This window comes from Desulfocurvus vexinensis DSM 17965 (assembly GCF_000519125.1).
In the GTDB taxonomy this organism is placed as follows: domain Bacteria; phylum Desulfobacterota; class Desulfovibrionia; order Desulfovibrionales; family Desulfovibrionaceae; genus Desulfocurvus; species Desulfocurvus vexinensis.
Map to the genome: position 1 here is coordinate 16,876 of NZ_JAEX01000005.1, position 24,950 is coordinate 41,825.

Annotated in this window: 23 protein-coding genes; 11 read left to right on the top strand and 12 right to left on the bottom strand. The window is 69.3% G+C overall.

Features of this window, described 5'->3' with window-relative positions:
* Positions 1 to 269 precede the first annotated feature (269 nt).
* From G495_RS17810 to murI, 8 genes are all read left to right on the top strand, one after another.
* On the top strand, positions 270 to 1,631 hold the full coding sequence (locus G495_RS17810) for an ABC transporter substrate-binding protein (RefSeq protein ID WP_084457912.1): 1,362 nt from the start codon (positions 270 to 272) through the stop codon (positions 1,629 to 1,631).
* Between the two features lie 10 nt (positions 1,632 to 1,641).
* Entirely contained in the window at positions 1,642 to 3,660 is a 2,019-nt protein-coding gene (locus G495_RS0105510; protein WP_028586980.1) for an ATP-binding protein, read from the top strand.
* Positions 3,661 to 3,673: 13 nt separating this feature from the next.
* Positions 3,674 to 4,387, top strand: coding sequence for a response regulator (locus G495_RS0105515; RefSeq protein ID WP_035251127.1), 714 nt, complete (start codon positions 3,674 to 3,676; stop codon positions 4,385 to 4,387).
* Between the two features lie 168 nt (positions 4,388 to 4,555).
* On the top strand, positions 4,556 to 5,134 hold the full coding sequence (locus G495_RS20225; RefSeq protein ID WP_051445104.1) for a peroxiredoxin family protein: 579 nt from the start codon (positions 4,556 to 4,558) through the stop codon (positions 5,132 to 5,134).
* A gap of 9 nt (positions 5,135 to 5,143) precedes the next feature.
* Positions 5,144 to 6,895, top strand: a complete 1,752-nt coding sequence (locus G495_RS20230) for a rhodanese-like domain-containing protein (RefSeq protein ID WP_028586982.1) — start codon at positions 5,144 to 5,146, stop codon at positions 6,893 to 6,895.
* On the top strand, positions 6,892 to 7,368 hold the full coding sequence (locus G495_RS0105530) for a MauE/DoxX family redox-associated membrane protein (protein ID WP_028586983.1): 477 nt from the start codon (positions 6,892 to 6,894) through the stop codon (positions 7,366 to 7,368). Before G495_RS20230 ends, G495_RS0105530 begins: the two co-directional genes overlap by 4 nt.
* Positions 7,365 to 7,694: a hypothetical protein gene (locus tag G495_RS0105535; protein WP_028586984.1), complete on the top strand. Its 330-nt coding sequence runs from the start codon at positions 7,365 to 7,367 to the stop codon at positions 7,692 to 7,694. Before G495_RS0105530 ends, G495_RS0105535 begins: the two co-directional genes overlap by 4 nt.
* 84 nt (positions 7,695 to 7,778) lie before the next feature.
* The gene (murI, locus tag G495_RS0105540) at positions 7,779 to 8,621 is read left to right on the top strand and encodes a glutamate racemase (RefSeq protein ID WP_028586985.1); all 843 of its coding nucleotides are present in this window, start codon (positions 7,779 to 7,781) and stop codon (positions 8,619 to 8,621) included.
* 93 nt (positions 8,622 to 8,714) lie between these two features.
* Here murI and G495_RS0105545 read toward each other — a convergent pair whose 3' ends face one another.
* The 12 genes from G495_RS0105545 to G495_RS0105605 all read right to left on the bottom strand — a co-directional run bounded on the left by G495_RS0105545 (position 8,715) and on the right by G495_RS0105605 (position 22,048).
* Complete coding sequence (locus G495_RS0105545) at positions 8,715 to 9,440, bottom strand: 4Fe-4S dicluster domain-containing protein (RefSeq protein WP_028586986.1); 726 nt, start codon at positions 9,438 to 9,440, stop codon at positions 8,715 to 8,717.
* A gap of 3 nt (positions 9,441 to 9,443) precedes the next feature.
* Positions 9,444 to 12,500, bottom strand: a complete 3,057-nt coding sequence (gene fdnG, locus G495_RS0105550; protein WP_028586987.1) for a formate dehydrogenase-N subunit alpha — start codon at positions 12,498 to 12,500, stop codon at positions 9,444 to 9,446.
* A 29-nt stretch (positions 12,501 to 12,529) separates the two neighbouring features.
* Positions 12,530 to 12,742 (bottom strand): hypothetical protein, encoded by a 213-nt coding sequence (locus tag G495_RS0105555; protein ID WP_028586988.1) that lies wholly within the window; start codon positions 12,740 to 12,742, stop codon positions 12,530 to 12,532.
* Positions 12,743 to 13,097: 355 nt separating this feature from the next.
* A complete protein-coding gene (locus G495_RS0105560; protein ID WP_028586989.1) occupies positions 13,098 to 13,826 on the bottom strand; it encodes a 4Fe-4S dicluster domain-containing protein in 729 nt (242 codons plus the stop codon).
* Positions 13,827 to 13,841: 15 nt separating this feature from the next.
* Positions 13,842 to 16,865 (bottom strand): formate dehydrogenase-N subunit alpha, encoded by a 3,024-nt coding sequence (fdnG, locus tag G495_RS0105565; protein ID WP_084457914.1) that lies wholly within the window; start codon positions 16,863 to 16,865, stop codon positions 13,842 to 13,844.
* Positions 16,866 to 16,898: 33 nt separating this feature from the next.
* The gene (locus tag G495_RS0105575; protein ID WP_245588376.1) at positions 16,899 to 17,102 is read right to left on the bottom strand and encodes a hypothetical protein; all 204 of its coding nucleotides are present in this window, start codon (positions 17,100 to 17,102) and stop codon (positions 16,899 to 16,901) included.
* Positions 17,103 to 17,388: 286 nt separating this feature from the next.
* Positions 17,389 to 18,258 carry an IS1595 family transposase gene (locus G495_RS0105580; RefSeq protein ID WP_245588377.1) on the bottom strand — a complete coding sequence of 290 codons (870 nt, stop codon included), beginning with the start codon at positions 18,256 to 18,258 and terminating at the stop codon, positions 17,389 to 17,391.
* A gap of 8 nt (positions 18,259 to 18,266) precedes the next feature.
* Entirely contained in the window at positions 18,267 to 19,259 is a 993-nt protein-coding gene (gene moaA, locus G495_RS0105585; RefSeq protein ID WP_028586994.1) for a GTP 3',8-cyclase MoaA, read from the bottom strand.
* A gap of 5 nt (positions 19,260 to 19,264) precedes the next feature.
* Positions 19,265 to 19,777: a TlpA family protein disulfide reductase gene (locus tag G495_RS20235; protein ID WP_051445105.1), complete on the bottom strand. Its 513-nt coding sequence runs from the start codon at positions 19,775 to 19,777 to the stop codon at positions 19,265 to 19,267.
* Positions 19,765 to 20,367 carry a molybdenum cofactor guanylyltransferase gene (gene mobA / locus G495_RS0105595; protein ID WP_156939592.1) on the bottom strand — a complete coding sequence of 201 codons (603 nt, stop codon included), beginning with the start codon at positions 20,365 to 20,367 and terminating at the stop codon, positions 19,765 to 19,767. Before mobA ends, G495_RS20235 begins: the two co-directional genes overlap by 13 nt.
* A 20-nt stretch (positions 20,368 to 20,387) precedes the next feature.
* Positions 20,388 to 21,146: a formate dehydrogenase accessory sulfurtransferase FdhD gene (locus tag G495_RS0105600; protein ID WP_051445106.1), complete on the bottom strand. Its 759-nt coding sequence runs from the start codon at positions 21,144 to 21,146 to the stop codon at positions 20,388 to 20,390.
* Between the two features lie 11 nt (positions 21,147 to 21,157).
* Positions 21,158 to 22,048 carry a formate dehydrogenase accessory protein FdhE gene (locus G495_RS0105605; protein WP_028586997.1) on the bottom strand — a complete coding sequence of 297 codons (891 nt, stop codon included), beginning with the start codon at positions 22,046 to 22,048 and terminating at the stop codon, positions 21,158 to 21,160.
* A 262-nt stretch (positions 22,049 to 22,310) separates the two neighbouring features.
* On the opposite strand from G495_RS0105605, the gene G495_RS0105610 reads away from it, so the two are divergent.
* From G495_RS0105610 to G495_RS0105620, 3 genes are all read left to right on the top strand, one after another.
* On the top strand, positions 22,311 to 23,135 hold the full coding sequence (locus G495_RS0105610; RefSeq protein ID WP_028586998.1) for an ABC transporter substrate-binding protein: 825 nt from the start codon (positions 22,311 to 22,313) through the stop codon (positions 23,133 to 23,135).
* 79 nt (positions 23,136 to 23,214) lie between these two features.
* On the top strand, positions 23,215 to 23,910 hold the full coding sequence (locus G495_RS0105615; RefSeq protein ID WP_028586999.1) for an ABC transporter permease: 696 nt from the start codon (positions 23,215 to 23,217) through the stop codon (positions 23,908 to 23,910).
* A complete protein-coding gene (locus G495_RS0105620) occupies positions 23,907 to 24,590 on the top strand; it encodes an energy-coupling factor ABC transporter ATP-binding protein (RefSeq protein WP_028587000.1) in 684 nt (227 codons plus the stop codon). The genes G495_RS0105615 and G495_RS0105620 overlap by 4 nt, the downstream gene beginning before the upstream one ends.
* Positions 24,591 to 24,950: the final 360 nt, after the last annotated feature.

Genomic DNA, 24,950 nt, shown 5'->3' on the forward strand with positions numbered 1-24,950 from the left:
TCCGGGGGTTTGGGTGCGCGGGGCGCCGGGCCGGGGCGCGGGTCCGCTTCCGGGGTGTGAAAGCGACTCCTTCTCCCTATCTGCAACACAGCGTCGAAGCAACGCGCCCGGGGTGTTTTTTGCTATGCTTTTGCAGGCATGTCATTTTTGTCCAAGACCTTGCGGGAGTTCATGTTCCTTGACCCGACCGGGCAGTGTGCTATCGTGGGCGCAATCCGGCCAGGACGCCCGCCGCCGCCCGGCGGCAGACGATACAGAGGAGGGGCCCCGTGAAGCGTGCTTTGATCCTTGCGGCCCTTGCTGCGGTCTGCGTCCTGGCTCTGGCGGCCTGCGAGCGCGGCGCCTCGGACGACGCCGCCGCCGTGGCCGCCACCCCCGGCGTCTCCGACGACGAGATCCTGCTGGGCTCCTCCCTGGCCCTGTCCGGCCACGCCAGCTACCTGGGCAAGCAGACCATGCTCGGGGCCATGAGCTACATCAAGTACGTCAACGAGCAGGGTGGGGTGCATGGCCGCCGGATTCGCGTCATCACCTACGACGACAAGTACGACCCGCCCCTGTGCGTGGCCAACACCCAGAAGCTGATCATCGAGGACAACGTCTTCTCGCTGTTCTGCTACGTGGGCACGCCGACCACGGTGAAGATCATCCCCATGGTCGAGGAGGCCGGCATCCCCCTGGTGGGCATGTTCACCGGCGCCAACGCCCTGCGCGAGCCCTTCCACCGCTACATCATCAACGTGCGTGCCTCGTACTACCAGGAAACCGCCGAGGCCGTGCGCCGTTTCGTGGAGGACCTGGGCTTCACGCGCATCGCCGTGTTCTACCAGTACGACGCCTACGGCTTCGACGGCCTCAAGGGCACCGAGCTGGCCCTCAAGCGCTACGATATGACGCCCGTGGCCCGGGGCAGCTACGCCCGGGGCACCCTGGACGTGGAAGAGGGCCTGGAGCGCATCCTCGCCTCGGGCGCCGAGGCCGTGGTCATGATCGGCACCTACGAGCCCTGCGCCAAGTTCATCCGCCTGGGCCACGAGCGCGGGTTCACCCCGCTGTTCTACAACGTGTCCTTCGTCGGCGCCGAAGAGCTGGCCCGCCGCCTGGGCCCGGACCACGGCGACAAGGTCTTCGTGACCCAGGTCGTGCCGCCGCCCGAGTCGCCGGAATCCAAGACCCTGCTGTGGGGCGCCGGGGAATACACCGAGCTCTTGGCCCGCTACTATCCCGGCGAGCCGCCCAACTCCGTGGGCCTGGAGGGCTACATCAACGCCAAGGTGCTGGTGGAGGGCCTGCGCCGCGCCGGGCGCCAGCTGACCCGCGAGCGCCTGCTCGACGCCCTGGAGTCCATCCACGACTTCTCCCTGGGCATCGCCAACACCCTGGACTTCTCGCCCACGGACCACCAGGGCTTCGACCGCGTCTATTTCACGCGCTTCCAGGACGGCAAGTTCGTGCTCATCAGCGACTGGAACGAGCTGGGCAAGAGCCTGGGCGTGACCCGCCCGGCGCAGGCCCCGCCCGCCGCCGCCCCGCAGGCCCCGCCCGCCGCCGCCCCGCAGGCCCCGCCCGCCGCCGCCCCGCAGGCCCCCGACGCTCCGCCCGCCCCGGCCGCCCCCGCCGGAGCGCAATAGGCCCGCGCGCATGAAGCGGCTGCGCAACATCACCCTGAAGCGCAAGATCACCTTCTCCATCCTGGCGGTGATCATGTGCATCAGCGTGGCCATCGCCCTGCTGGCGCGCTGGATCCTGCTCTCCAGCCTCACGGCGGAGTTGCAGCACCGGGGCATCGCCATCGCCCAGTCCGTGGCCGACCAGGGCAGCGGGTTCGTGCTCGACGGCAACCACCCCGCGCTTACGGCGCTGCTCTTCGACATGAGCAAGCTCGGCGAGCGGCGCGACCTGGTCTCCTACGTGTTCATCACCGGGCCGGAGAACGAGGTGCTGGCCCACACCTTCACCCGGCCCTTCCCCGAGGGCCTGCGCCACGAGAACTCGCTGGTGGGCGACCGGCCCGCCGCCGCCGTGAAGCAGATCGAGGTGGACGGCGAACCGGCCCTGGACATCGCCGTGCCCGTGCTCGAAGGCATCTACCGCATCGCCACCGTGCACGTCGGGCTCAACCAGCGCCACATCGACCGCCTGGTCTCCAAGCTGCGCATCACCTTCCTGGGCTTCATCGCCCTGGTGGTCATCATCATCTCCTGGATCAGCCACCGCCTGTCGGGCTACATCACCATGCCGGTGACCAAGCTCATCGAGATGTCCGACGAGATCAGCAAGGGCAACCTGAACTTCCGCCTGGACCTGGGCAAGCAGTACGAGGACATGCTCTCGGACCATGCCCGCGAGGAGCGCTGCCCGGCCTACCACAACTCCGACCTGCCCTGCTGGCACGTGGACCGCACCCTGGGCCCCGTCTCCCCGGGCAGCCCGCAACCCAAGAAGCCGCCCTACTGCCGCGAGTGCGTCATCCGCCGCAAGCAGACCGGCGACGAGGTGCTCCAGCTGGCCGACTCCTTCGCCTACATGGTGCGCTCCATCAAGCTCTACCGCAACCGGCTGCGCGAGTCCGAGTCCAAGTACCGCTCGCTGTTCGACGCCGGGCCGGACCCGATCTTCGTGCTCGAGCGCGCCACCCTGCGCGTGCTCGACGTGAACCCCCGGGCCGAGGACGTCTACGGCTACACCGAAGAGGAGCTGCTGCGCATGACCTTCCACGCCCTGGAGGCCGAGGGCTCCATGGGCTCGCTGACCACCTTTTCGGCCCACGAGGCCGGGCCCGGGCAGTGCGTGTTCTACCCCAAGGCCATCCACCACAAGAAGAACGGCCAGCCCTTCTTCGTGAACATGCACGCCTGCGCCACGCGCTACGGCGAGCGCGAGGCGATCATCGTCTCCACCACCGACATCACCGACATGATCGAGAAGGACGCCCAGCTCATCCAGGCCAGCAAGATGACCACCCTGGGCGAGATGAGCGCGGGCATCGCCCACGAGCTGAACCAGCCCCTCAACGCCATCAAGATGGGCAGCGACTTTCTGGCCATGCTCGTGGACCAGGGCGGCCAGGTGCCCGGCGAGCAGCTGACCCAGGTCACCCGCGAGATGAGCACCCAGGTGGACCGCGCCACGGAGATCATCAACACCCTGCGCCAGTTCGGGCGCAAGTCGGGCATGACCCCCGAAACCCTGGACCCCAACCGCTCCGTGCGCTCCATCCTCAAGATCATTGGCCGCCAGCTGGAGATCCAGCGCATCGGCGTGACCCTGGACCTGGCCGAGAACCTGCCGCTGATCCGCGCCCACGACAACCGCCTGCAGCAGGTGCTGTTCAACCTCGTGTCCAACGCGCGCGACGCCATCAACATGTGGTCCGACCCCGACGACGGCGACCTGGCCCACCGCCAGGTGACCCTGCGCACCTTCATGGACGACGGCAAGGTGATCATCACCGTGGGCGACACCGGCTGCGGCATCGACCAGTCCCAGGTGGACAAGATTTTCGAGCCCTTCTACACCACCAAGGAAACGGGCAAGGGCATGGGCCTTGGGCTTGCGATTTCCTACGGAATCGTGAAAGACTACGGGGGCGAAATTTCCGTCACCTCGCGTATCGGGGCGGGCACGACATTCAGGCTGGCCTTCCCGCCAGCGCAATAACAAAGGAATGGGCATGAGCAAGATACTGGTCATCGACGACGAAAAGCCCACGCTGTCCATGTTCAAGCTGTTCCTGGGCGCCTACGGCTACGAGGTGCTCACCGCCGAGAGCGGCGAGGAGGGCCTGGAGGTCTTCCAGGCCGAGCGGCCGCCCATCGTGCTCACGGACATCAAGATGCCCGGCATGGACGGGCTTCAGGTCCTGAAACGCATCAAGGAGATCGACCCCCTGGCCGAGGTCATCGTCATCACCGGCCACGGCGACATGGACATCGCCATCAAGGCCCTGAACCTCAACGCCACGGACTTCATCAACAAGCCCATCCAGAAGACCGACCTCGACGCGGCCCTGCGCCGGGCCAAGGAACGCCTGCAGCTCATCCAGGACCGCGAGGAGGAGGTCGGCGTGCGCGAGCGCGACGGAGTGACTTTCGTGGACGTCAAGGGCAACATCACCGCACGCTCGGAGCCCTTCCTGGTGGCGGCCTTCGAGCGCATCGGGTCCCCGGGCCGGGTCGTGCTGCGCTTCGAGGACAATTCGTCCATCAACGGCGCGGGCATCGCCGTGCTCATCCAGCTCTTGTCCGACAGCGAACGCAAGGGCACGGCGGTGGCCATGGCCGGGCTGTCCGAGAATTTCCGCAAGGTGTTCGACATGGTGGGCATCACCCGCTTCGCCGCCATCCACGACACCGAAGACGAGGCCGTGGCCGCGCTCACCCGCTGACGGGCTGCCGGGAGGGTCCCTTGCCCGGGCCGCTGGAAAAGGGCGGGATGGCGGCGCGGAAAAATCCCCGGCCGGGCCGCAGCGGGACAGGCGCGAGGGTTTGGATTGTTTGAGCAACGCGGCAGCGCGCCCCCTGGGGGCGGCCTGCCGAGGCTCCCGGAGGTGCCCATGGTTTTTCGGCTGACTTTCGCCCCGGGGCGCGTCGCCCTGCTGGCCGCCGCGCTGGCGGCCCTGCTGGCCCTGGCGCCTGCCGCGTCCGTGCGCGCCGCCAGCCTGCCCGGCCCCGGTGACGTGCTGCCGCCCCTGGTCTTCCAGAACTGCCCGCGCCCCGAGGACCGCGCGGTCCTGGGCGTGGGCGACGGGCCGACCTTCGCCCTGGCCGATGTGCGCGCCGAACTGATCCTGTTCGAGTTCTTCGGCGTGTACTGCCCGGTGTGCTTCGAGCAGGCGCCGGATTTCAACCGCCTGGTGCGCAGCCTCTCGCGCGATCCGGCCACTGCGGGCACCGTGCGCGTGCTGGCCCTGGCCGCCGGGGCCACGCCGATGGAGCTGGACTATGCGCGCGGGGAGATGAAGGCCGCCTACCCCATGTGCATCGACCCCGATTTCAGCGTCCACAAGCAGCTGGGCGAGCCCAAGACGCCCTTCGCCATGCTCCTGCGGCCCGACGGCACGGTCTTGTGGTCGCACCTGGGGCGCATCGAGGACCCCGGGGCCCTGCTCAACCTCATCAAGTCCAAGCTCTAGGGGGGTGGCGTGGGCAGCGGCGCGGACACGGACCTCACCCAGACCCTGGAGCGGGCCCGGGCCGCCGTGGCCGAGCAGGACCGCAAGCTCCTGCACCTCAAGACCCTCTACGACGCCTCCCGCGAGCTGGCCCGGCTGACCGACCCGGCCCGGGTGCTGGAAACCTTCCTGCTCATGGTCATGGGCCCCCTGGGCGTGCGCCAGGGGTTCGCCCAGCTCTTCGTGCTCACCGGCGGGCCGCCGGAGTTCGCCGCGCGCGGGCTGGACCCCGCCGCGACCCAGGCCCTGCGCCAGAGCCAGGAGCACATCCGCGAGGCGCTCTTCGGCGCGGCCTGCGAGAACGTGCCGGGCCGGGTGGACGTGCTGACCTCGGGGCTGGATGCCTACCCCTTCCTGCCGCCGGGCACCACGACCCTGGTGCGCTGGTGCGGGCCCGAGGAGTACGCCGGGCTGCTGGGCCTGGGGCCGCCGCTGTCGGGCCAGCCCCGGGGCCCGGCGGACCTGGAGTTCATCTCCCGTCTGGCGGGCATCCTCATCGCCGCCCTGGACCACGCCGTGGCCATGCGCACGGTAGAGCGCCTGTACCGCGACCTGGCCGTGCGCAACGAGGAGCTGGACCGCGCCGTGGGCCGGGCCCAGTCCATGCAGCGCGAGCTGGACCGGCGCATGTTCCAGCTCAATTCGCTCTACGAGGCGGGCCAGGAGCTGGCAGGCATCGTGGAGACCCGCGGACTGCTGGACGCCTTTCTGCTTACGGTGATGGGCGTGTTTGGCGCGCGTGAGGCCGGGGTGTACCTGCACAGCGCCGAGCCGCTGCTGGTCGTGCGCGGGGCGGGCGGCGCGGCGGTGGACGAGCAGGCCCAGGATGCCTGCCGCAAGGCCCTGGGCGCGGCCTTCCAGGCCGACCCCGGCACGCAGGACGGCGAGGCCATGCACGTCACGGTGCTCACCGGCGAGAAGCAGCTCGCCGGGGCGGCCTTTCCCTTCGCCGCGCGGGTGGCCGTGGCCTTCTCGGTGGGCGGGCGCGCCCGTGGGCTGATGGCCCTGGGCGCGCGCCTGGACGGCGAGCCCTACCGCATGGCCGACCACAATCTGCTGCGCGCGCATGTGGCCAACGTGCTGGCCTACGTCAACAACGCCCTGAGCTTCGGCGAGATCAACGCGCTGAACGCCAGCCTCGTGCGGCGCAACGAGGAGCTCAACCGGCTGCTGACCGAAATCAGCGCCTGCCGGGTGGAGCTGTCCGACGTGGAGCGGGCCCGCGAGCGCATCCTGGCCGTTATCCGCCGCGAAACCTCGCGCTCGGGGCGCGTGCGGCGCATGGACTTCGCCCTCATCCTGCTGCTGGCCCTGGTCATCGGCCTGGCCTTCAACTTCTCCAACCCCGCCGGGGTCGCCCTGGTGCCCGCCGCCTGGACCCGCGAGCCCCTGCCGGTCATCGACGCCCAGTGGCTGCGGCTCAAGACCGAGGGCGGCGCGGCCCTGGTGGTGGACGCCCGGCCCGTGGAGATGTTCCGCCGGGCCCATGTGCGCGGCGCGGTGAACCTGCCCCGGTCGTTGTTCGACTTCGTGTACGCCATGCGCTTCGCCAGCCTGGACCCCGCCACGCAGATCGTGGTCTACGGGCGCACCGTGAGCAGCCGCTACGACGAGGACGTGGCCGCCATGCTGCGCGACCGGGGGTTTGCCAGCGTGGCCGTGCTCGAAGGCGGGCTGGAGGCCTGGCAGGCCCGGGGCTACCCCGTGGAGCACGGGCCATGAGCGCCGCCACGCGCCTGCTGACCAGCCCCTGGCTGGCCCTGGCCCTGCGGGTCTACCTCGGGGGGCTGTTCGTCTACGCCAGCATGTACAAGATCCAGTACCCCGGCGAGTTCGCCGAGGCCGTGGCCGCGTACCGGCTGGTGCCGTATTTCCTGGTCAACCCCCTGGCGGTGCTCATGCCCTGGGTCGAGCTGGTCAGCGGGGTGATGCTGGTGGCCGGGGTGCGGGCCAAGGCCGCCGCCCTGACCATCGCGGCCATGCTGGCCCTGTTCTCCCTGTCCCTGGCCTATGTCCTGGTGGCCGACATCCCCATCGGCTGCGGCTGCTTCTCCAGCCAGGAGGACGAGGCCTCGTGGCTGACCGTGCTGCGCGATCTGGCCTGGCTGGCCATGGCCCTGCATGTGTTCTTCTGCGACCGCCGCTTCCATCTGGACAACGTGTATTCATGGAAAATCGAGGAGTTGCAGCGATGATGGCCTGTGTCCGGCATGGTGCGGCGGCGGTCTGCCTGGCCACCGTGGTGGCTCTGTGGGCCTGCTCGGGCGCCGCCGACCTGGAGGGCCGCTACGTGGCCACGGGCGGCGACGTGACCGTGACCCTGGACCTGGGCCCCGGCGGCAAGGGCGTCTGGAGTACCGACGAGGAGCAGATTCCCGTCACCTGGGAGCGGCGCGGGGCCGAGGTCTGGCTGCACACCAAGGCGGGCGGGATGGTGCCCGGGCGCCTGGAAGGGGACGGCAGCCTGACCATGGACCTGCCCGGGGTGGGGCTGTTCTCCTTCGTGCGCGCCCCGCGCTGAGCGGGGCGGGCGCCCCGGCAGCCGGGCCCGCCCGGCCCGCGCGCGGGCATGGACAAGGCCGGTGAAGAGGGGTACCTCCTGCCCATGCAAACCGACACCACGCGCCTGCCCATCGGCGTTTTCGACTCCGGCGTCGGCGGCCTGACCGTGCTGCGCGCCCTGCGCCAGCACCTGCCCGCCGAAAGTTTCCTCTACCTGGGCGACACCGCCCGCCTGCCCTACGGCACCAAAAGTCCGCAGTCGGTGATGCGCTACGCCCTGCAATGCACCCGCCAGCTCGTGGAGCGCGGGGTGAAGATGCTCGTGGTGGCCTGCAACACGGCCTCCGCCGTGGCCCTGGACGCCCTGGCCCAGGCCTGGCCCGAGGTGCCGGTGGTCGGCGTGGTGCGGCCCGGGGCGCGGGCGGGCTGCGCGGCCACGCGCAGCGGGCGCATCGCCGTCATCGCCACCGAGGGCACCGTGCGCGGCGGGGCCTACCAGCGGGCCATCCAGGAGCTGTGCCCCGAGGCGCACATCGTGGCCAAGGCCTGCCCGCTGTTCGTGGCCCTGGCCGAGGAGGGCTGGACCAGCGGCCCCGTGGCCGAGGCCGTGGCCCGCGAATACCTGGAGCCGCTGTTCTGCGTCCCCGGCGGCCCCGGCGCGGCGCAGGCCCCGGACACCCTGGTGCTGGGCTGCACGCATTTCCCGTTGCTGGCCGGGACCGTGGCCCGGGTGGTCGGGCCGGACGTGGCGGTCATCGATTCGGCGCAGACCGCCGCGGCGGAGGTGGCCGACCTGCTGGCGCGCACGGGCCTGGCCGCCCCTAAGGGCTCCCCGGCGCCCACGCGCTTTCTGGCCACCGACGACCCCGGGCGCTTCGCCCGCGTGGGCGGGCTCTTCCTGGGCCGCACCCTGGCCCCTGACGACGTGGCGGTGGTGGACCTGTAGCGGCGGCTTGCACGCAACGCCGCGCACGCGCAAGGGCCGCGCCCCCCGGCAGGGGAGCGCGGCCCGCGCGTTTGTGGTGTTGCGGCCCGGGGCTCAGCCCAGCAGGCGCAGGGGCGGGAGCAGGCGGGCCAGCATCCGGCGCCGGTCCATGCCCGGGGGCGTGGCCTCGGCCATGGCCCACTCGTAGTACAGCTTGGGGTCGAACTCCGCGAGGTAGATCACGTTCACGTCGTCGGGGTTGAGCAGCTGCGCCGTGGGCGTGCGCTTGCGGATCTTGGCCAGGCGCTCCTCGGCCAGGGCGAGCATCTCGTCGCGGTCGCCGAAGTTCATGGTCGAGGTGGGGCAGACCTTCACGCAGGCGGGAATCTCGCCGTTGTGCAGCCTGTCCAGGCACATGTCGCACTTGCTCATCAGCCCCGAGGCCTCGTCGATGCGCGGGATGTTGTAGGGGCAGGCCGCCTTGACCTGCTCCTTCTCGTCGGGCGAGAGCCTGGCCGTGAGGGCGGTGTAGACCACGGCCCCGGTGCTCTCGTCGCGGCGGATGGCGCCCTCCACGTAGACGTCCGCCGTCAGCTTGCAGGGGGGCAGGACGCAGTGGCGGCACTGCTCGGGGAAGAACAGCCAGCGCACCCGACCGTCGATCATCACGTCGTTGAAGCGCACCACGCGGATGGTGTTGAAGGCCAGGTCCGGCGGGTTCTGGTAGCTGCCGGTCTGTTCGGTTTTTTCCGCCGGGAGCTTCTTCCACTGCTTGCAGGCCACCTGGCAGCCCCGGCAGGCCGTGCAGCGGGTGAGGTCCACGAATATTGCCTTGCTCATTGCTTACCCCTCCTGCGCCTTGCGGATGTTGGCCATGAAACTCTTGGTTTCGGGAATGGCCGTGTTTGCGTCGCCCACCGAGGGGGTCAGCAGGTTCGCGGAGTCGCCGCCGCTGCCGTCGGCGGGCATGCGCCAGCCGAAGCACCAGGGCAGGCCGATCTGGTGCGTCTTCTTGCCCATGACGGTCATGGGCGTCATGCGGTCGCTGACCATGGCCTTGGCCCAGATGGCGCCGCGCAGGCTCTCCACCCAGACCTTCTCGCCATTCTGGATGCCCAGCTCCGCCGCCAGCTCGCGGGAGATCTCCACGAACTGCTGGGGCTGGCATTCCAGCAGCCAGGGCACGTTGCGGGTCATGTTGCCGGTCTGCCAGTGCTCGGTGAGGCGGTAGGTCGTGGCCACCAGGGGGAACCTGCGGTCGGCCACGGCCATGTCCTCGTCGGCGAAGCGCAGGGCCGTGGGGTTGTTGAACTGCCCGGAGAAGGGGTGCTTCTTGAGCGGGCTCTCCATGGGCTCGTAGTGCTCGGGGAAGGGGCCGTCCATGCGCCCGGGGCCGAAGAGGTGCCCGTGGCCGTTGGGCAGCATGATGAACGAGTAGCGGGTGCCCGGGGCCCAGCCGCCGTCGGGCACATCGCCCTCCCAGGCGTCGCCGTTCCAGCGCAGCACGGGCTTTTGCGGGTTGTAGGGCTGGCCCTGCATGGTGCACGAGGCGCGGTTGTAGAGGATGCGCCGGTTGAGAGGCCAGGCCCAGGCCCAGTTGGGGAACAGGCCGATGTTTGCCTGCATTTCGGTCTGGGTGGGGTCGCGCCGCGCGGCCATGTTGCCCTTTTCGGTGTACGAGGCGCAGAACAGCCAGTTGCCCGAGCTGGTGGAGCCGTCGGCCCGCAGCAGGGCGAAGCTGGGCACCAGGGTGCCCTTCTTGTAGACCGTGCCGCCCGCCTCCACGTCCTTCAGGAAGTAGCCGTTGATGAGCTTGGCCACGTTGTGGGCGTTGTAGCCCTGTTCGTCGCGCCACTGCGGCACGGACAGGCCCAGGATGGGCTCGGGGAACACGCCGCCCTGGGTGGCGTACAGCTCGCGGATCTTCTCGTGCAGCTCGACCATGATGTGCCCATCGGACTTGGCCAGTCCGTAGGGCTCCGGGCCCTTGTAGCGCCACTGCGACCAGCGCCCGGAATTGGTGATGGAGCCCTCCTTCTCGAAGGACGCCGCCGCGGGCAGGAAGAAGACCTCGGTCTTGACCGCCTCGGGCTTCATGCCCGGGCCGTGCCAGAAGGAGGCCGTCTCGTTGTCGAAGAGGTTGACGTGGACCATCCAGTCCAGCTTGGCCATGGCCTCGCGGTTTTTGCCCGCGTTGGCCCCGCCGCAGGCCGGGTTCTGGCCCCAGGAGAAGAAGCCCTGGAAGGCGCCGTCGTGCATGGCGTCGAACAGCTCAAGCCAGGTGTGGGTGCGCCCGGGGTCGGTCCTGGGCAGCCACTGGTAGGCCGTGGCGGGGTCCGCCGCCGGGTAGATGGATTTGAGGTAGCTGACCATGTAGCTGGGCAGGTTCTGCCACCAGGCCGCGCTCATGGGGTCCTTGGCTCCGGCCAGGTGCGGGGCCACGGCGCGCTCGATGTAGGCGTCCAGGGTCGGCAGGTCGGCCTTGGGGTTGGCCAGGTAGCCGGGCAGGGTGTGCCACAGCAGGCCCTGGTCCGTGGAGCCCTGGACGTTGGACTCGCCGCGCAGGGCGTTGACCCCGCCGCCCGCCACGCCGATGTTGCCCAGCAGCAGCTGGACCATGGCCATGGTGCGGATGTACTGGGTGCCCACAGTGTGCTGGGTCCAGCCCATGGCGTACATGATGGTTCCGGCCTTGTCGGGCTTGCCCGTGGCGGCGAACAGCTCGTAGAACTGGCGGATGCCGTCCTTGTCGGCGCCCGCAACGGAGCACACGGTGTCCAGGTCGTAGCGCGAGTAGTGCTTCTTGAGCAGCTGGTACACGCAGCGCGGATTCTGGAGGGTGGGGTCCTTCTTCGGCAGGCCGTCGGGCCCGGTCTCGAAGGCCCATTTGGACTTGTCGTAGACGCCCAGGTAGCTCTGGGCGGAGTCCTTGCGCGGGGAGTAGCCCGAGAACAGGCCGTTCTTGAAGGAGTAGCCCTTGTCCACGATGAAGGACGCGTTGGTGTGCGCGAGCACGTAGTCCTTCTGGATCAGGTCGTTGTCCAGGATGTACTTGATGAGCCCGCCGAGGATGGCGATGTCGGTGCCGGTGCGGATCTGCACGTGCAGGTCGGCCTTGGCCGAGGTGCGCGTGAAGCGCGGGTCGATGTGGATGAGCTTGGCGCCCCGGTCCATGGCCCGCAGCACCCATTTGAAGGAGATGGGGTGGTTCTCGGCGGCGTTGGAGCCCATGACCAGCACCACGTCGCTGTTGGCGATGTCGCACCAGTGGTTGGTCATGGCCCCGCGCCCGTAGGACTCGGCCAGGGCGTCCACGGTGGAGCTGTGGCAGATGCGGGCCTGGTGCTCGATCCAGTGCAGGCCCAGGCTGCGCATCAGGGCTTGCAGGGCCCAGCATTCCTCGTTGTCCAGGGCGGCGGAGCCGATGTGCGCGATGCCCTCGGTGCGGTTCACCGCCTGGCCCTTGGCGTTGGTGGCGGTGAAGGTCGCGTCGCGCGAGGCCTTCACGCGCCGGGCGATCTCGGTCAGGGCGAAGTCCCAGGACACGGGCTGCCAGTGGTCGGAATAGGGCGCCCGGTAGAGCGGGGTCTTGGGCCGGTTGGGGTTGTCGGCCAGTTGCCACAGGGAGATGCCCTTGCAGCAGTTGGTGCCCTCGTTCACCGGATGGTCGGGGTCGCCCTCGATGTTGATGCATTTGCGGCTGGTCGTGTCCGTGGAGACGATGACCCCGCAGCCCACGGCGCAGTAGCAGCACACGGAGGTCGTCTCCCGGGCCCAGCGGGTCCGCAGCAGTTGGGCCGAGGCCCGGGTGGGCGCCAGGCTCACCCCCAGCCCGCCGAAGGCGGCGACCGCCCCGGTGGCTGCGGCGAGTTTCAGGAATGCTCTGCGTTGCAACGTCATGCTTCGACTCCTTGGTTTCGGATATGGGTTCAACTGCCGCGAATCTCGCGCGACAGGCCGAGCAGCAGGGCGTAGCCCCAGGCCGCGCGGGGCGCGGGCCAGGGCCCGGGGGCCGTGCCGGGCGGTGCGGGCCGGGAGCGGCCCGCATAGTTGGCCGCCTGGGCCCTGGCCCGCCGGGCCACGGGGGCGAGGTCGTGCCCCAGCCCGGCAAAGGGCCCGCAGGGTGAAGCCGGGTGCGCCATGCGCTGTATCCTCCTGCTTTGCTTGGTTTTGCGCCCGTGGGGTCCCGGGGGAGCGTCCGGGGAGGGCGTACCGTTCTTCCTGTTTAGCATAACCCGGCGGGCATGGGAATGCTTTGGCACCAAAAAATGGAGCAGGCGGGGCGGCTGGTGCAGGCTGGGGCGCTGTCGCGGCGCCAGGGCCGCGCCGTGGGCGCCATGTGCCCCTGGTCCGGCCTGCATGGTCATACGCACAGTCCGGCACCATTTGTCTGGGGGGCGTCAGGCGCACAAAAAAACTGCGGCCCGGGGGCATCCGGGCCGCAGCTGTTGAGGGTGGACGGGGAGGTGTCTTGGAGGAAACCTTGACCCGCCGGGGCTAGCCGAGCCTGGCCAGGGACGGGAACATCCTGGCCATCATCCGGCGCCGGTCCATGCCGGGGGCCTGGGGGCCCTCGGCCACGGCGTGGGTGTGGTACAGCTTGGGATCGACCTCGGAGAGGTACAGCACGTTGACATCATCGGGGTCCATGAGCGTGGCGCCCGGGTGGGTCTTGCGCAGCTCGGCCAGACGCGCTTCGGCCAGGGGCAGCATTTCCTCGCGGTCGCCGAAGTTCATGGCGCCGGTGGGGCAGATGCCCACGCACGCGGGCTTGAGCCCGTTGTGTACGCGGTCGATGCAGAAGTCGCACTTGGCCATCAGGCCGGACTCGGGGTCCAGGCGCGGGATGTCGTAGGGGCACGCGTCGCGCACCTCCTGCTTCTCGTCGTCGGAGAGCTGCTTCATGCGCTCGGTGAAGAGCACGGCCCCGGTGGCCTCGTCGCGCAGCACCGAGCCCTCGATGTAGCCGTCGGCCACTTCGAGGCAGGGGGCGATGACGCAGTGGCGGCACTGCTCGGGGAAGAACAGCCACTTGAGCTGGCCGTCGGCCTCCACCTCGCTGAAGCGCACGAGCTTGTAGGTGTGGAAGGAGAGGTCCGCCGGATTCTGGTGCGACCCGGTCTGGCGGGTCTGTTCGGCGGGCAGCTTGTGCCACTGCTTGCAGGCCACCTGGCAGCCCCGGCAGGCCGTGCAGCGGGACAGGTCGATGAAGAAGGTCTTTTCCATGATGCGTGAACCTCCTTACGCCTTGCGCAGGTTGACCATGAAGGCCTTGGTTTCGGGAATGCCGGTGTTGGGGTCGCCCACGGACGGCGAGAGGATGTTGGCCGAGTCGCCGCCATCCTTGGGGAAGCTCCATCCGTAGTGCCAGGGGATGCCCACCTGGTGCACCGTGCTGCCCATGACCTTGAAGGGCTTCAGGCGCGCGGTGACGATGGCCACGGCCCACAGCGAGCCGCGCGGGCTTTCCAGGATCACCTTGTCGCCGTTTGCGATACCGCGCATCTTGGCCAGCTCGGGGCTCAGTTCGCAGAACATCTGCGGTTCGGTCTCCAGCAGCCAGGGGGTGTTGCGGGTCATCAGGCCGGTCTGCCAGTGCTCGGTGACGCGGTAGGTGCTGCACACGAAGGGATACTTCGGGTCGCACACGGCCTTGTACTCGGCCTGGAAGTGCACGGCGGTGGGGTTGCTGAGCTGCTTGGAGAACGGATGCCTGGGCACCGGGCACTCCAGGGGCTCGTAGTATTCGGGGAAGGGGCCGTCGGCCAGCCCGGGCCCGAACAGGCACGCGTGGCCCTGGGGCTTCATGATGAAGGGGTACTTGGCGTCCGGGGCCCAGCCGCCGTCAGGCACGTCGCCCAGCCACTTCTCGCCGTCCCACTTGATGACGGCCTTGTCCGGGGCGTAGGGCTGGCCCTTGGCGTCCACCGAGGCGCGGTTGTAGATGACGCGCCGGTTCACCGGCCAGGCCCAGGCCCAGTTGGGGAACAGGCCGATCTTCTCCTGCTCGGGGGTCTGGGTGGTGTCACGCCGGGCGGTCATGTTGCCCGCGTTGGTGTACGAGGCGCAGTACAGCCAGTTGCCCGAGCTGGTGGACCCGTCGGCCTGCAGGAAGGCGAAGCTCGGCACCAGGTCGCCCTTCTTGAACGACTTGTCGTTCACGGTCACGTCCTTCAGGAAGTAGCCGTTGATGAGCTTGGCCGTGGCGTGGGGGTCGAACTCGCCGTGGTCGTTTTCCCACTGGTGGGTGCCCAGGCCCAGGATGGGCTCGGGGAACATGCCGCCCTCGGCGGCGTACAGCTCGCGGATCTTCTTGTGCAGTTCGAGGATGATCTCGCCGTCAGGCCGCGTGTCGCCCCAGGGCTTGGGCCCCTGGTAGCGCCATTGCGCCCAGCGCCCGGAGTTGATGATCGAGCCTTCCTTTTCGACGGACACGGCGCAGGGCAGCATGAAGACCTCGGTCTTGATCTGCTTGGGGTCCATGTCCGGGCCGCGCCAGAAGGAGGCCGTCTCGTTGTCGAAGATGTTGACGTTGACCAGCCAGTCGAGCTTGGTCATGGCCTCGCGGGTCTTGCCGGAGTTGGCCCCGCCGCAGGCCGGGTTCTGGCCCCAGGCGAAGAAGCCCTGGAAGGCGCCCTTGGCCATTTCGTCGAACAGGAACAGCCAGGAGTAGTTCTTGCCCGCCTCGGCCTTGGGCAGCAGGTCGTAGCCCGCTTCGGGGCTGGCGGAGGGATACAGGGCCTTGAGCAGGCTGTTCATGTACTTGGGGCTGTTCTGCCACCAGGCGGCGCTCTTGGGGTCCTTGGTTCCGGCCAGGTGCGGGGCGGTCTTGGCGGCGTTGTACGCCTCCAGGGTGCCCAGGTCCGAGGTGGGGATGCCCAGGTAGCCGGGCAGCAGGTGCCACAGCAGGGCGTGGTCCGTGGAGCCCTGGACGTTGGACTCGCCGCGCAGGGCGTTGACGCCGCCGCCGGCCACGCCGATGTTGCCCAGCAGCAGCTGGATCATGGACATGGCGCGGATGTTCTGCACGCCCACGGTGTGCTGGGTCCAGCCCATGGCGTACATGACCGTGCCGGACTTGGTGGGCACGCCCGTGGCCGAATAGGCCTTGTAGACCTTGAGCAGGTCGTCCTTGGAGGTGCCGGTGATGTCGCTCACGCGGTCCAGGGTGTAGCGGCTGTAGTGCTTCTTCATCAGCTGGAACACGCAGCGCGGGTGGGCCAGGGTCGGGTCCTTCTTCGGCACGCCCGCCTCGTCGTACTCGAAGTTCCAGGACTTCTTGTCGTACTTGGAGGTCTTGGGGTCGTAGCCGGAGAACAGGCCGTCCTTGAAGGCGAAGTCCTTGCCGACGATGAAGGAGGCGTTGGTGTAGTTGACCACGTACTCCTTGAAGAACAGCTCGTTGTCCAGGATGTACTTGATCATGCCGCCCAAAAAGCCGATGTCCGACCCGGAGCGCAGCGGCGCGTAGATGTCGGCCTTGGTGGATGTCCTGGTGAAGCGGGGATCGACGTGGATGATGGTGGCGCCCTTGTCCTTGGCGCGCATGACCCACTTGAAGGAAATGGGATGGTTTTCGGCAGCGTTGCTGCCCATGATCAGAATGCAATCACTGTTCTTCAGGTCGATCCAGTGATTGGTCATCGCGCCGCGTCCGAACGACTCTGCCAGAGCCGCAACAGTGGCGCTGTGTCAGATACGTGCCTGGTGCTCTATGTACACCAGGCCGAGTGCTCTCAGGAACGCCTGATAGGCCCAGCATTCCTCGTTGTCCATGGCCGCCGAGCCCACCGAGGCGATGGCGTCGCAGCGGTTGACGGTCTGGCCCTTGGGGTTGGTGGCGGTGAAGGTGGTGTCGCGCGTGTTCTTGACCAGGCGGGCGATGCGCGCCAGGGCCCAGTCCCAGTCGCGGACTTCCCACTTGTCGGAATAGGGCGCGCGGTACAGAACGTTCTTCACGCGCTGGTCGTTTTCGGCCAGCTGCCAGATGGACGCGCCCTTGGCGCACAGGGCGCCTTCGTTGATGGGATGGTCGGGGTCGCCTTCGATGTTGATGGCGCGCTGGGAGGCCTTGTCCGTGTGGACGATAAGCCCGCAACCCACGGCGCAGTAGCAGCACACCGAGGTGGTCTGCTTGGCCCAGGTCGTCTTGAGCAACTGCGCCCTGGCCGCGGTGGGCGTCAGGGTGATTCCCAGCCCGCCGAAGGCCGTGGCCGCACCGGCCACGGCGGAGAGCTTGAGGAAGCCTCTACGACAGATCTTCATGCCGCAACTCCTTGGTTGAAAGGAACAAACAGGTCAACGTCCCCGGATTTCGCGCGACAGCCGCACCAGCAAGCCGTAGCCCGCGGGCTGGGGCGCGGCGGCGCGGGAGGCCTGGGCCCGCACGGGCCGGCCCGGGCGCACGCGCCGCAGGGTCAGCAGCCCGGCCCGCCTGCGCACCGGGGCCAGGTCCTGCCCCAGGCCCGCGAAGGGCAGCGCCGTCTGCGTCGCATGGATCACGGAAACCTCCACGTGGTTGCGCGGGCCTGGGGCCCGCCGGGTTTTCCATCAATTCAGGCTATACAGGGCGCGCGCGACGGGGGCAAAGAATCGTCTCTTGGGCATGGTTTTGCACTTCGGATGGAGCGGGGCCGCGCAGGGGAATGGGGTGAAGGTGTGCTGTTTTATCTTTGAAAAAGAGGGTGTTGGCGGATATTTTCTGGAAGGGGAGGAGGGGATTTGTTTGTTCGCTGTGTGCCGATGCTTTTTGTCTTACGCAGGGTTTGGCACGACTTTGGGCGGAGCGTCAGGGGAGCTCGGGCACGAAATCGCACACGCAGGCCGCCAGCAGGGGCAGCAGGTCCTTGGTGCGCGAATTATAGCGGAATTCCAGCTCCTTGAGGTAGAGCGGGAAGCGCTGGGGCGTGACGCCGTGGTACTTGAGCAGGCGCTGGCCCGCGTAGCGCCAGAAGCCCTCGGGCGCGCCGTCGATGCTCACGCCGCGCCGGGAGCTTTTGATGTAGTCGGCGGTGGGCGAGTTGCCCACGCAGCAGATCAGGGTGTCGTAGCGCTGGTAGCGGTCGGTGTAGGTCACGTTGCCCTGGCGCACGACGGCCAGCTGGAAGTTGAGCTGGAAGTGCAGGATGGTTTCGGCGTCGAAGCCGGGGATGAGGTCCACGAAGACCCATTCGCGGCGGTCCATGATGCCGAAGACCGGGGTTTCCACCTTGCCGCAGGGCCCGGGGCGGTCCTTGAGCATCCGCCCGGACAGGGTCAGGCCCAGGCAGGAGTTCTCGCCCAGCATCTGCTTGGCGTCCAGGGCGTGGGCCAGGATGGAGAAGCGCAGGGTGTTCACGGCCTTGTAGGCCGTGTTGTACGACAGGCCCAGCTCGCGCGCCACCTGCTGGGCCGTGGCCTCGGCGGCGAACAGGTGCATGACCCGCAGCCAGTCCCGGCAGGTCAGGTTGCAGTTGTTGATCCAGCGCCCCGAGAAGTCGTGGAAGGTGTAGCGGCAGCGCGCGCAGCGCCTGCGCCCGCTTTTCAGGCGGTAGTTCTTGCGGCTTTTGCAGCGCGGGCAGAAGCGCTGGTGGTTCTCCCAGCAGTGGCGCAGCAGGTAGCGCTCGGCGCTGGCCTCGTCGGCCACCAGGGTGTCGAACTCTTCCCTGTCCATGAGCATGGGCCCTCCTATCCGCCGATGGACGACATGACCCGGTCGCAGACCTGGGCCCGCCTGCGCAACTCGAGCAGCTCGTAGCCCATGGGCTTGGTGCGCAGCGCGCGGCGCATGATGCCGACCACATGGTCGATGCCCAGGCGCGGGTGGCGCAGGGCCGGGCGCAGCCGGTATTCCTTGTCCGAGAACAGGCAGGTGCGCAGCCTGCCGTCGGAGGTCACGCGCAGCCGGTTGCAGCTCGTGCAGAAATGGTCCGACAGCGGCGAGATGACCCCCAGGCGCCCCTGGCCGCCCTCGATGGCGAACAGCCGGGCCGGGCCCCCGCTGCGGCCATGACGCTCCAGGGGCGTGAGCCGGACCATGGCCCCGGCCTGCGCGATGATCTCGCGGGCGGTCCAGGTGGCGGCGTCGTTCCAGCGCGTGCTGGCGCCGATGGGCATGAACTCGATGAAGCGCACGTCCACGGGCTTGTCGCAGGCCAGGCGCACGAAGGCAGGCAGCTCCATGTCGTTGACGCCCTTCATGGCCACCACGTTGATCTTGACCCTCAGGCCCAGGCCCAGGCACTCGTCGATGGCCGCCAGCACGCGGTCCAGCATGTCGCGCCCGGTGATTTCCAGGAACTTGGCGGGGTCCAGGGTGTCCATGGAGATGTTGATGCGCCGGATGCCCAGGTGCTTGACCGCAGCGGCCTTGCCCGCCAGCAGGGTGGCGTTGGTGGTGATGCGCACGTCCAGCTCCGGGCACTGCTCGCGCAGCAGGCCCAGGAAGGCCAGGAAGTCGCGCCGGGCGAAGGGCTCGCCGCCCGTGAGCCGCAGCTTTTCCACCCGCAGGGCCCGGGCCGCGCGCGCCAGTACCACCATTTCCTCGTAGGTCAGGATGTTTTCGTGGGGGATGTACTCCATCTCCTGCCCGGTGCGGCAGTAGAAGCAGTTCAGGTTGCAGCGGTCGGTGACCGACAGGCGCAGGTAGCTGACCTCGCGGCCATATCCATCGACAAGCATCGGGTCTACTCCTTGCTGCGGCCCGGGCCGCCCTGGGCGGCGCGCACGGCGCCGCGCAGCTCCTGGAGGCTGGCGGGGCCGTCGTGGTTGCGGGCCAGGGTGCCGTCCGGGGCGAAAATCCATGTCCTGGGGATGGCGTCCAGGTCCAGGGCGTCCATGAGCGTCGCGTCGGCCAGCAGCACGGGATAGCCGAAGGGGTTGCGCTCCAGGTATTCCTCCAGCGTGCCCCTGTCGAAGTCCACGGACACGCTGATCATGGCCAGCTCGCCTTCGGGGATTTCCCGGCGCAGGCGTTCCATCTCGGGCAGCTCGCGGCGGCAGGGGCCGCACCATGTGGCCCAGAAATTCACCACTACCACCCGGCCCCGGGCGGCGTCGATGGCCTTGTGCAGCCCCGGCGCATCGACCTCGGGCACCCGGCCCTGCTGGCCCGGGGCGGCCACGGCGCACAGGGCCAGCAGCGCGGCCAGGCCCAGGGCCCTGGCCAGGCGGCGCGCCGCGCGCCTCACGGGGCGCATTCCGTGGCGCGGACCCGTTCCAGCATGGCCAGGTCCGCCGGGTAGTTGATGTTGAAAAAGACCGCTGACTCCTGCTGGGAGTAGGGGATATGGTGGCGGACCCCGGGCGGCACGGCGCGGCTCAGCTTGTACAGCCCCCGGGCCCCGGCCTCGGCCAGCAGCGGCGCGCAGCCCTGCTCGTAGACCGCCACCAGGGCCTCGATGTAGCCCGTGGCCGGTTGCAGGAAGGTGGTCATCACCGCCTGGGGCGGGCGCTCGGCGCGGGCGGCCAGCAGCCTGCGCACGGTCTGGTCGTCCAGCAGGGGCAGGTCGCAGGCCAGCACCAGCAGCGGCCCGCCGATGTGCCGCAGCCCGGTGAGGATGCCGCCCAGCGGGCCCATGCCAGGCTCGTCGTCGGGCAGCCAGGGCGCGTCCACGCCCAGGGCCCCAGGCTCGCGGCCCGAAACCCAGACCCGCGCGCAGTGCCGCCCGGCCAGTTCCACCATGCGCGCCAGCAGCGTGCGCCCCGAGAAGGGCAGCACGACCTTGTCCGTGCCCAGGCGGGTGCTCTTGCCGCCCGCCAGCACCAGCGCGTTGATCGTCTCGGCCATGGCCGCTCCTTGTCCTGCGCTCATCCTGCGCCAGGCCCGCATTGTGCGCCCAGGAAGACCCCGGCGGGATCGGTGAACACCGTGAAGCGCGCCGCGCGCGCGAATCCGGCCAGGGACAGCCCGGCCCCGGCGGCGGCGGCGATGCCCGCCGTGGTCACCGCCGAGCGGCTGACCATGGCCCCGAACCCGGCCCGCGCGGCCTTGGCGGCCAGCGAGGCCGTGGCCCGCGCCGAGACGAACAGCAGGCGCCCGGGCAGAGGCTCGCCCGACTCCAGGGCCCAGCCCGCCAGGCGGTCGATGCAGTTGTGGCGGCCGATGTCCTCCACGTGGTGCACGAAGCGCCGCGCGCCGGGGTCGAAGACCGCCGCGCGGTGGAAGCAGCCCGTGTCGTCCCAGCGGCCTCCGGCCTGGATGAACCCGGCCATGGCGTCGAGGACCTGGGCGGGCTCCAGGGGCAGCGGGCCGGGGGCCGGGGCCGGTGCGGGGGCGGTGTCGGGGGCCAGCAGGAATTCGTCGCCCTTGCGCTGCACCAGCCGGGGCCGCTGCCCCGGGCGGCACAGCTCCAGCAGGGCGTGGCCCAGGGCCAGGGCGTCCAGGTCCTCGGCGAAGGCCCACAGCCGGACGGGGTCGCGCCCCGGCCAGTGCAGCACCACCGGCGCCTCGGGGGTCACGGTGTCGGCGAAGTCGCGCCAGGCGCCGTCCTTGAACTGGCGGCAGGCCAGCCGCAGCAGGCCGCCCGGGGCGGGGGGGCCGCAGGGCTTGGGGGCGTCGCTCGTCATGCCCGCTCCTCCTAGAACCCGAAGCCCGACAGGGTGGGGCGGTTGTAGCCCTCGTTGGCCGCCAGGATGTCCAGGCTCAGGGATTCCAGGTCGTCCAGCAGGGGCAGGGGCCGCTTGTCCAGTTTCCGGAAGTCCGTGGTCTTGATGTAGTGCTTGCAGGTGTCGCACACGTCCACGCGGTAGCCCTGCTCGTCGTCGGCGGTGAAGTAGGACAGCCTGGCGTGGTCGGTCTCTCCGCAGAAGGCGCAGCGCAGGCGCGGCATGCGGTAGCTGGTGCGGCAGAAGGAGCAGGCCGCGTAGCGCAGGCCTTCCTTTTCGCGCAGCTCGCCCATGAGCGGGGCACTGCCGCAGATGGGGCAGTGGGGGTGGGGCCAGGCCTTGGCCGTGTCGTGCCGCTCGCCCAGGGCGCGGGCCACGGCGGCCAGCGAGGGCGCCAGGGCCGACTGCACCAGGAAGGCCAGGGTGCGCGGGGCCTGCGGCGTGCGCTGCCTGCCGAAGGCGTCGAAGAACTCCTCGTCGCCCTGCAGGTGCGCGGCGAAGCAGCGCTCCAGGGCCGGGTCGCCCGCCGCCACGGCGCCCGCCGCCACCGAGGCCGCCTCGGCCATGGGCCCGGGGCGCTCCAGCAAAAGCCGCAGGAATTCCTCGAACAGCGCCCTGGCCTGGGCGGCGTCGTAGGGGAAATGCTCGCGCGCCAGCAGCGGGGCGCCCTGGATGTGGGTGTCCTGGGCGGCCAGCCTGTCCTGGGGCGGGGCGCCGGGGTCGGCCTCGGCCACGGCGCGCAGCTGGCGCGCGCAGACCTGGCCCACGAGGTCCAGCAGTTCCGCAGGAATATGGTCGCGCTTGCGCAGGAGTTCCAGCCGCTTGTCGAGCAGTCGCAGGTCCGGGTCCGGGGTGGGTGCCATGGTGTGCGTCCTTGGGCGGAAGGTTCGTGGTTGGTCCAGCGTACTCCTTTTGCCCCGGCATGGGAATAAGTGTTCAACTTCCCGGCATCGCGGATGAAATTTTCCCGTGCCCGTGGCCCGGCCCCTGAAGTTTGGTGTCAGATACTGAGCAAGTCGCAAAATGATGGACTTCGCGGCCTTGAGTGCGTAATGGTTCGAATTGGTTCTTTCCTGTTTTCTTTGTGCCAGATATTGAAAAACACTTCGTGAAAGGAGAAAAGCCGTGAAGAAATTCCTGCTGCTGGCCGCCGTGCTGGCGATGCTCGCCGCGCCGGGCGCGGCCCTGGCCGAAAAGCCCGTGCTGATGATGGCCACCACCACCAGCACCGACAACACCGGCCTGCTGGATGTGCTGGGCCCGCTGTTCGCCGAGCAGACGGGCATCGAGCTGCGCTGGACCGCCGTGGGCACCGGCAAGGCCCTGGAACTGGGCCGCAACTGCGACGTGGACGTCTTGCTCGTTCACGCCCCGGCGGCGGAGAAAAAGGAAGTCGAGGCCGGGGCGGCGGTGGACCGCACCCAGGTCATGTACAACGACTTCGTGCTCCTGGGCCCGGCGGCGGACCCGGCGGGCGTCAAGGGCATGACCGTGGCCCAGGCCCTGAAGGCCATGGCCGACAAGCAGGCCGTGTTCGTCAGCCGCGGCGACGACTCGGGCACGCACAAGAAGGAGCTGTCCCTGTGGCAGGCCGCCGGGATGGATGTGCCCGACAAGCAGGCCTGGTACGTGCAGACCGGCCAGGGCATGCTGGCCACCATCCGCGTGGCTGCCGAGAAGAACGGCTACACCATGGCCGACCGCGGCACCTTCATCACCTACGAGGCCGAGAGCGGCGGCACGCCCCCGGTGGTCATCCTCGTGGAGGGCGACTCCCCGCTGCTCAACCAGTACAGCGCCATGGCCGTGAACCCGGCCAAGTGCCCCGGCGTCAAGTACGAACTGGCCAAGAAGTTCATTGACTGGATGGCTTCTCCCGGGACACAGAAGGCCATTGGCGAGTACTCCCTCATGGGCAAGCCCCTGTTCGTGCCCAACGCGGGCCAGTAGGCTCCTGGCGCCATGAGGCAAGGCAGGGGGGCTGCGGCCCCCCTTGCCGTTTTCCGGCCACCCGGAGCGGGAGCAGCGGATGGATTACCTGCTTGACGGCCTGACCCAGGCCTTTTTTCTGCTCGTCACGGGCCATGCCGAGACCTATTCGGCGGTCTGGGCGACGCTTGTCGTTTCCACCTCGGCCATCGTCCTGTGCATGGCCTTCGGCGCGCCCCTGGGCTTTGTGCTGGGTCACGCCGACTTCCCCGGGCGGCGGGCCCTGCGCCTTGTGGTGGACACCATGCTGTCCTTCCCCACGGTGGTCATCGGGCTTTTGGTGTACTCCTTCCTGTCGCGCCAGGGGCCCCTGGGCGGGCTCGGGCTGCTGTTCACCCTGCCGGGCATCGTCATCGGCCTGGTGCTGCTGGGCCTGCCGGTGGTCACGGCCATGACCGCCAGCGCCGTGGAGAACCTGGACCGCCGCCTGAAGCCGACCCTGCGCACCCTGGGCGCCTCGCGCCGCCAGGAGCTGTGGGCCACGCTGCACGAGGCGCGCTTCCACATGGCCTTGGCCGCCGTGGCCGCATACGGGCGCATCGTCTCCGAGGTGGGCATCGCCATGATGGTCGGCGGCAACATCAAATGGCACACGCGCACCATCACCACGGCCATCGCCCTGGAGACGGGCAAGGGCCAGTTCGCCATGGGCGTGGCCCTGGGGCTGGTGCTGCTGCTGGTCGCCTTCGCCATCAACCTGGGCGTGGCGTCCCTGAGGAGGTTGGCCGGAAAATGAGCGAGGCGGCATACCGGCTGGAGGATGTGGTCCAGGTCTACGCCGGGCGCGAGGTGCTGCGCGTGGAGGCGCTGGAGATCCCGGCCCGGCACGTCACGGGCATCGCCGGGCCCAACGGCAGCGGCAAGAGCACCCTGATGCGTCTGCTGGCCTTCCTGGAGGCGCCCGTGAGCGGGCGGATGTCCTTTTTCGGCGCGCCCTGCGGCTTCGAGGACGAAGCCCTGCGCCGCGAGGCGACCCTGCTGACCCAGGAGCCCTACCTGCTGCGGCGCACCGTGGCGGGCAACGTGGCCTACGGGCTGAAGGTCCGTGGCCTGGAGGCCAGCGAGGGCGCCGTTGGCGCGGCCCTGGAGATGGTCGGGCTGGCCCCGGAGCGCTTCGCGCGGCGCAGTTGGTTCGAGCTGTCCGGCGGCGAGGCCCAGCGCGTGGCCCTGGCGGCGCGGCTCGTGCTGCGGCCCCGGGTGCTGTTGCTCGACGAGCCCACCGCCAGCCTGGACGAGGACAGCGCCCGGCGCATCCGCAAGGCGGCCCTGGCCGCGCGCGAGCAGTGGGGCGCCACGGTGGTGGCCGTGAGCCACGACATGGTCTGGCTGCGTTCCCTGGCCGACTCCGTGGTGGCCATGCGCGCCGGGCGGCTGGCGGGGCCTGCGGAGCCCGGGGGCGGCTGCGGCTGCGGCTGAAACCGGGCCTCGGGGGGCGGCGTCCAAGGGGGCGGCCCCGCCCGCGCGCCCTGGCGCAGGCCCCCTGCCCCGGCGCCAGGCGGCAGACGATGAGGAGGGGCGGCCCGCTGTCGCGACGGGCCGCCCCTCCTGCCTTGTGTACCGCCAGGGTGCTGAGGGGGATACCTGGCAGTGAAGCAAATTGTAGACGCAGTTGCTGCCTCTGTCAATTCCGTGCGTTGGATTTTGCGGCTCCTCGTGCGCATGGGGAGCCATTCGGCGGGGTTCCGGGCGCAGTGTTGTATCTGGTTGTTCCTGGTTTGTAATCGGCAGCCCCGGCCAGCCAGGAATAATGCATGACCAGGGGGCGCCTTTTGGCCG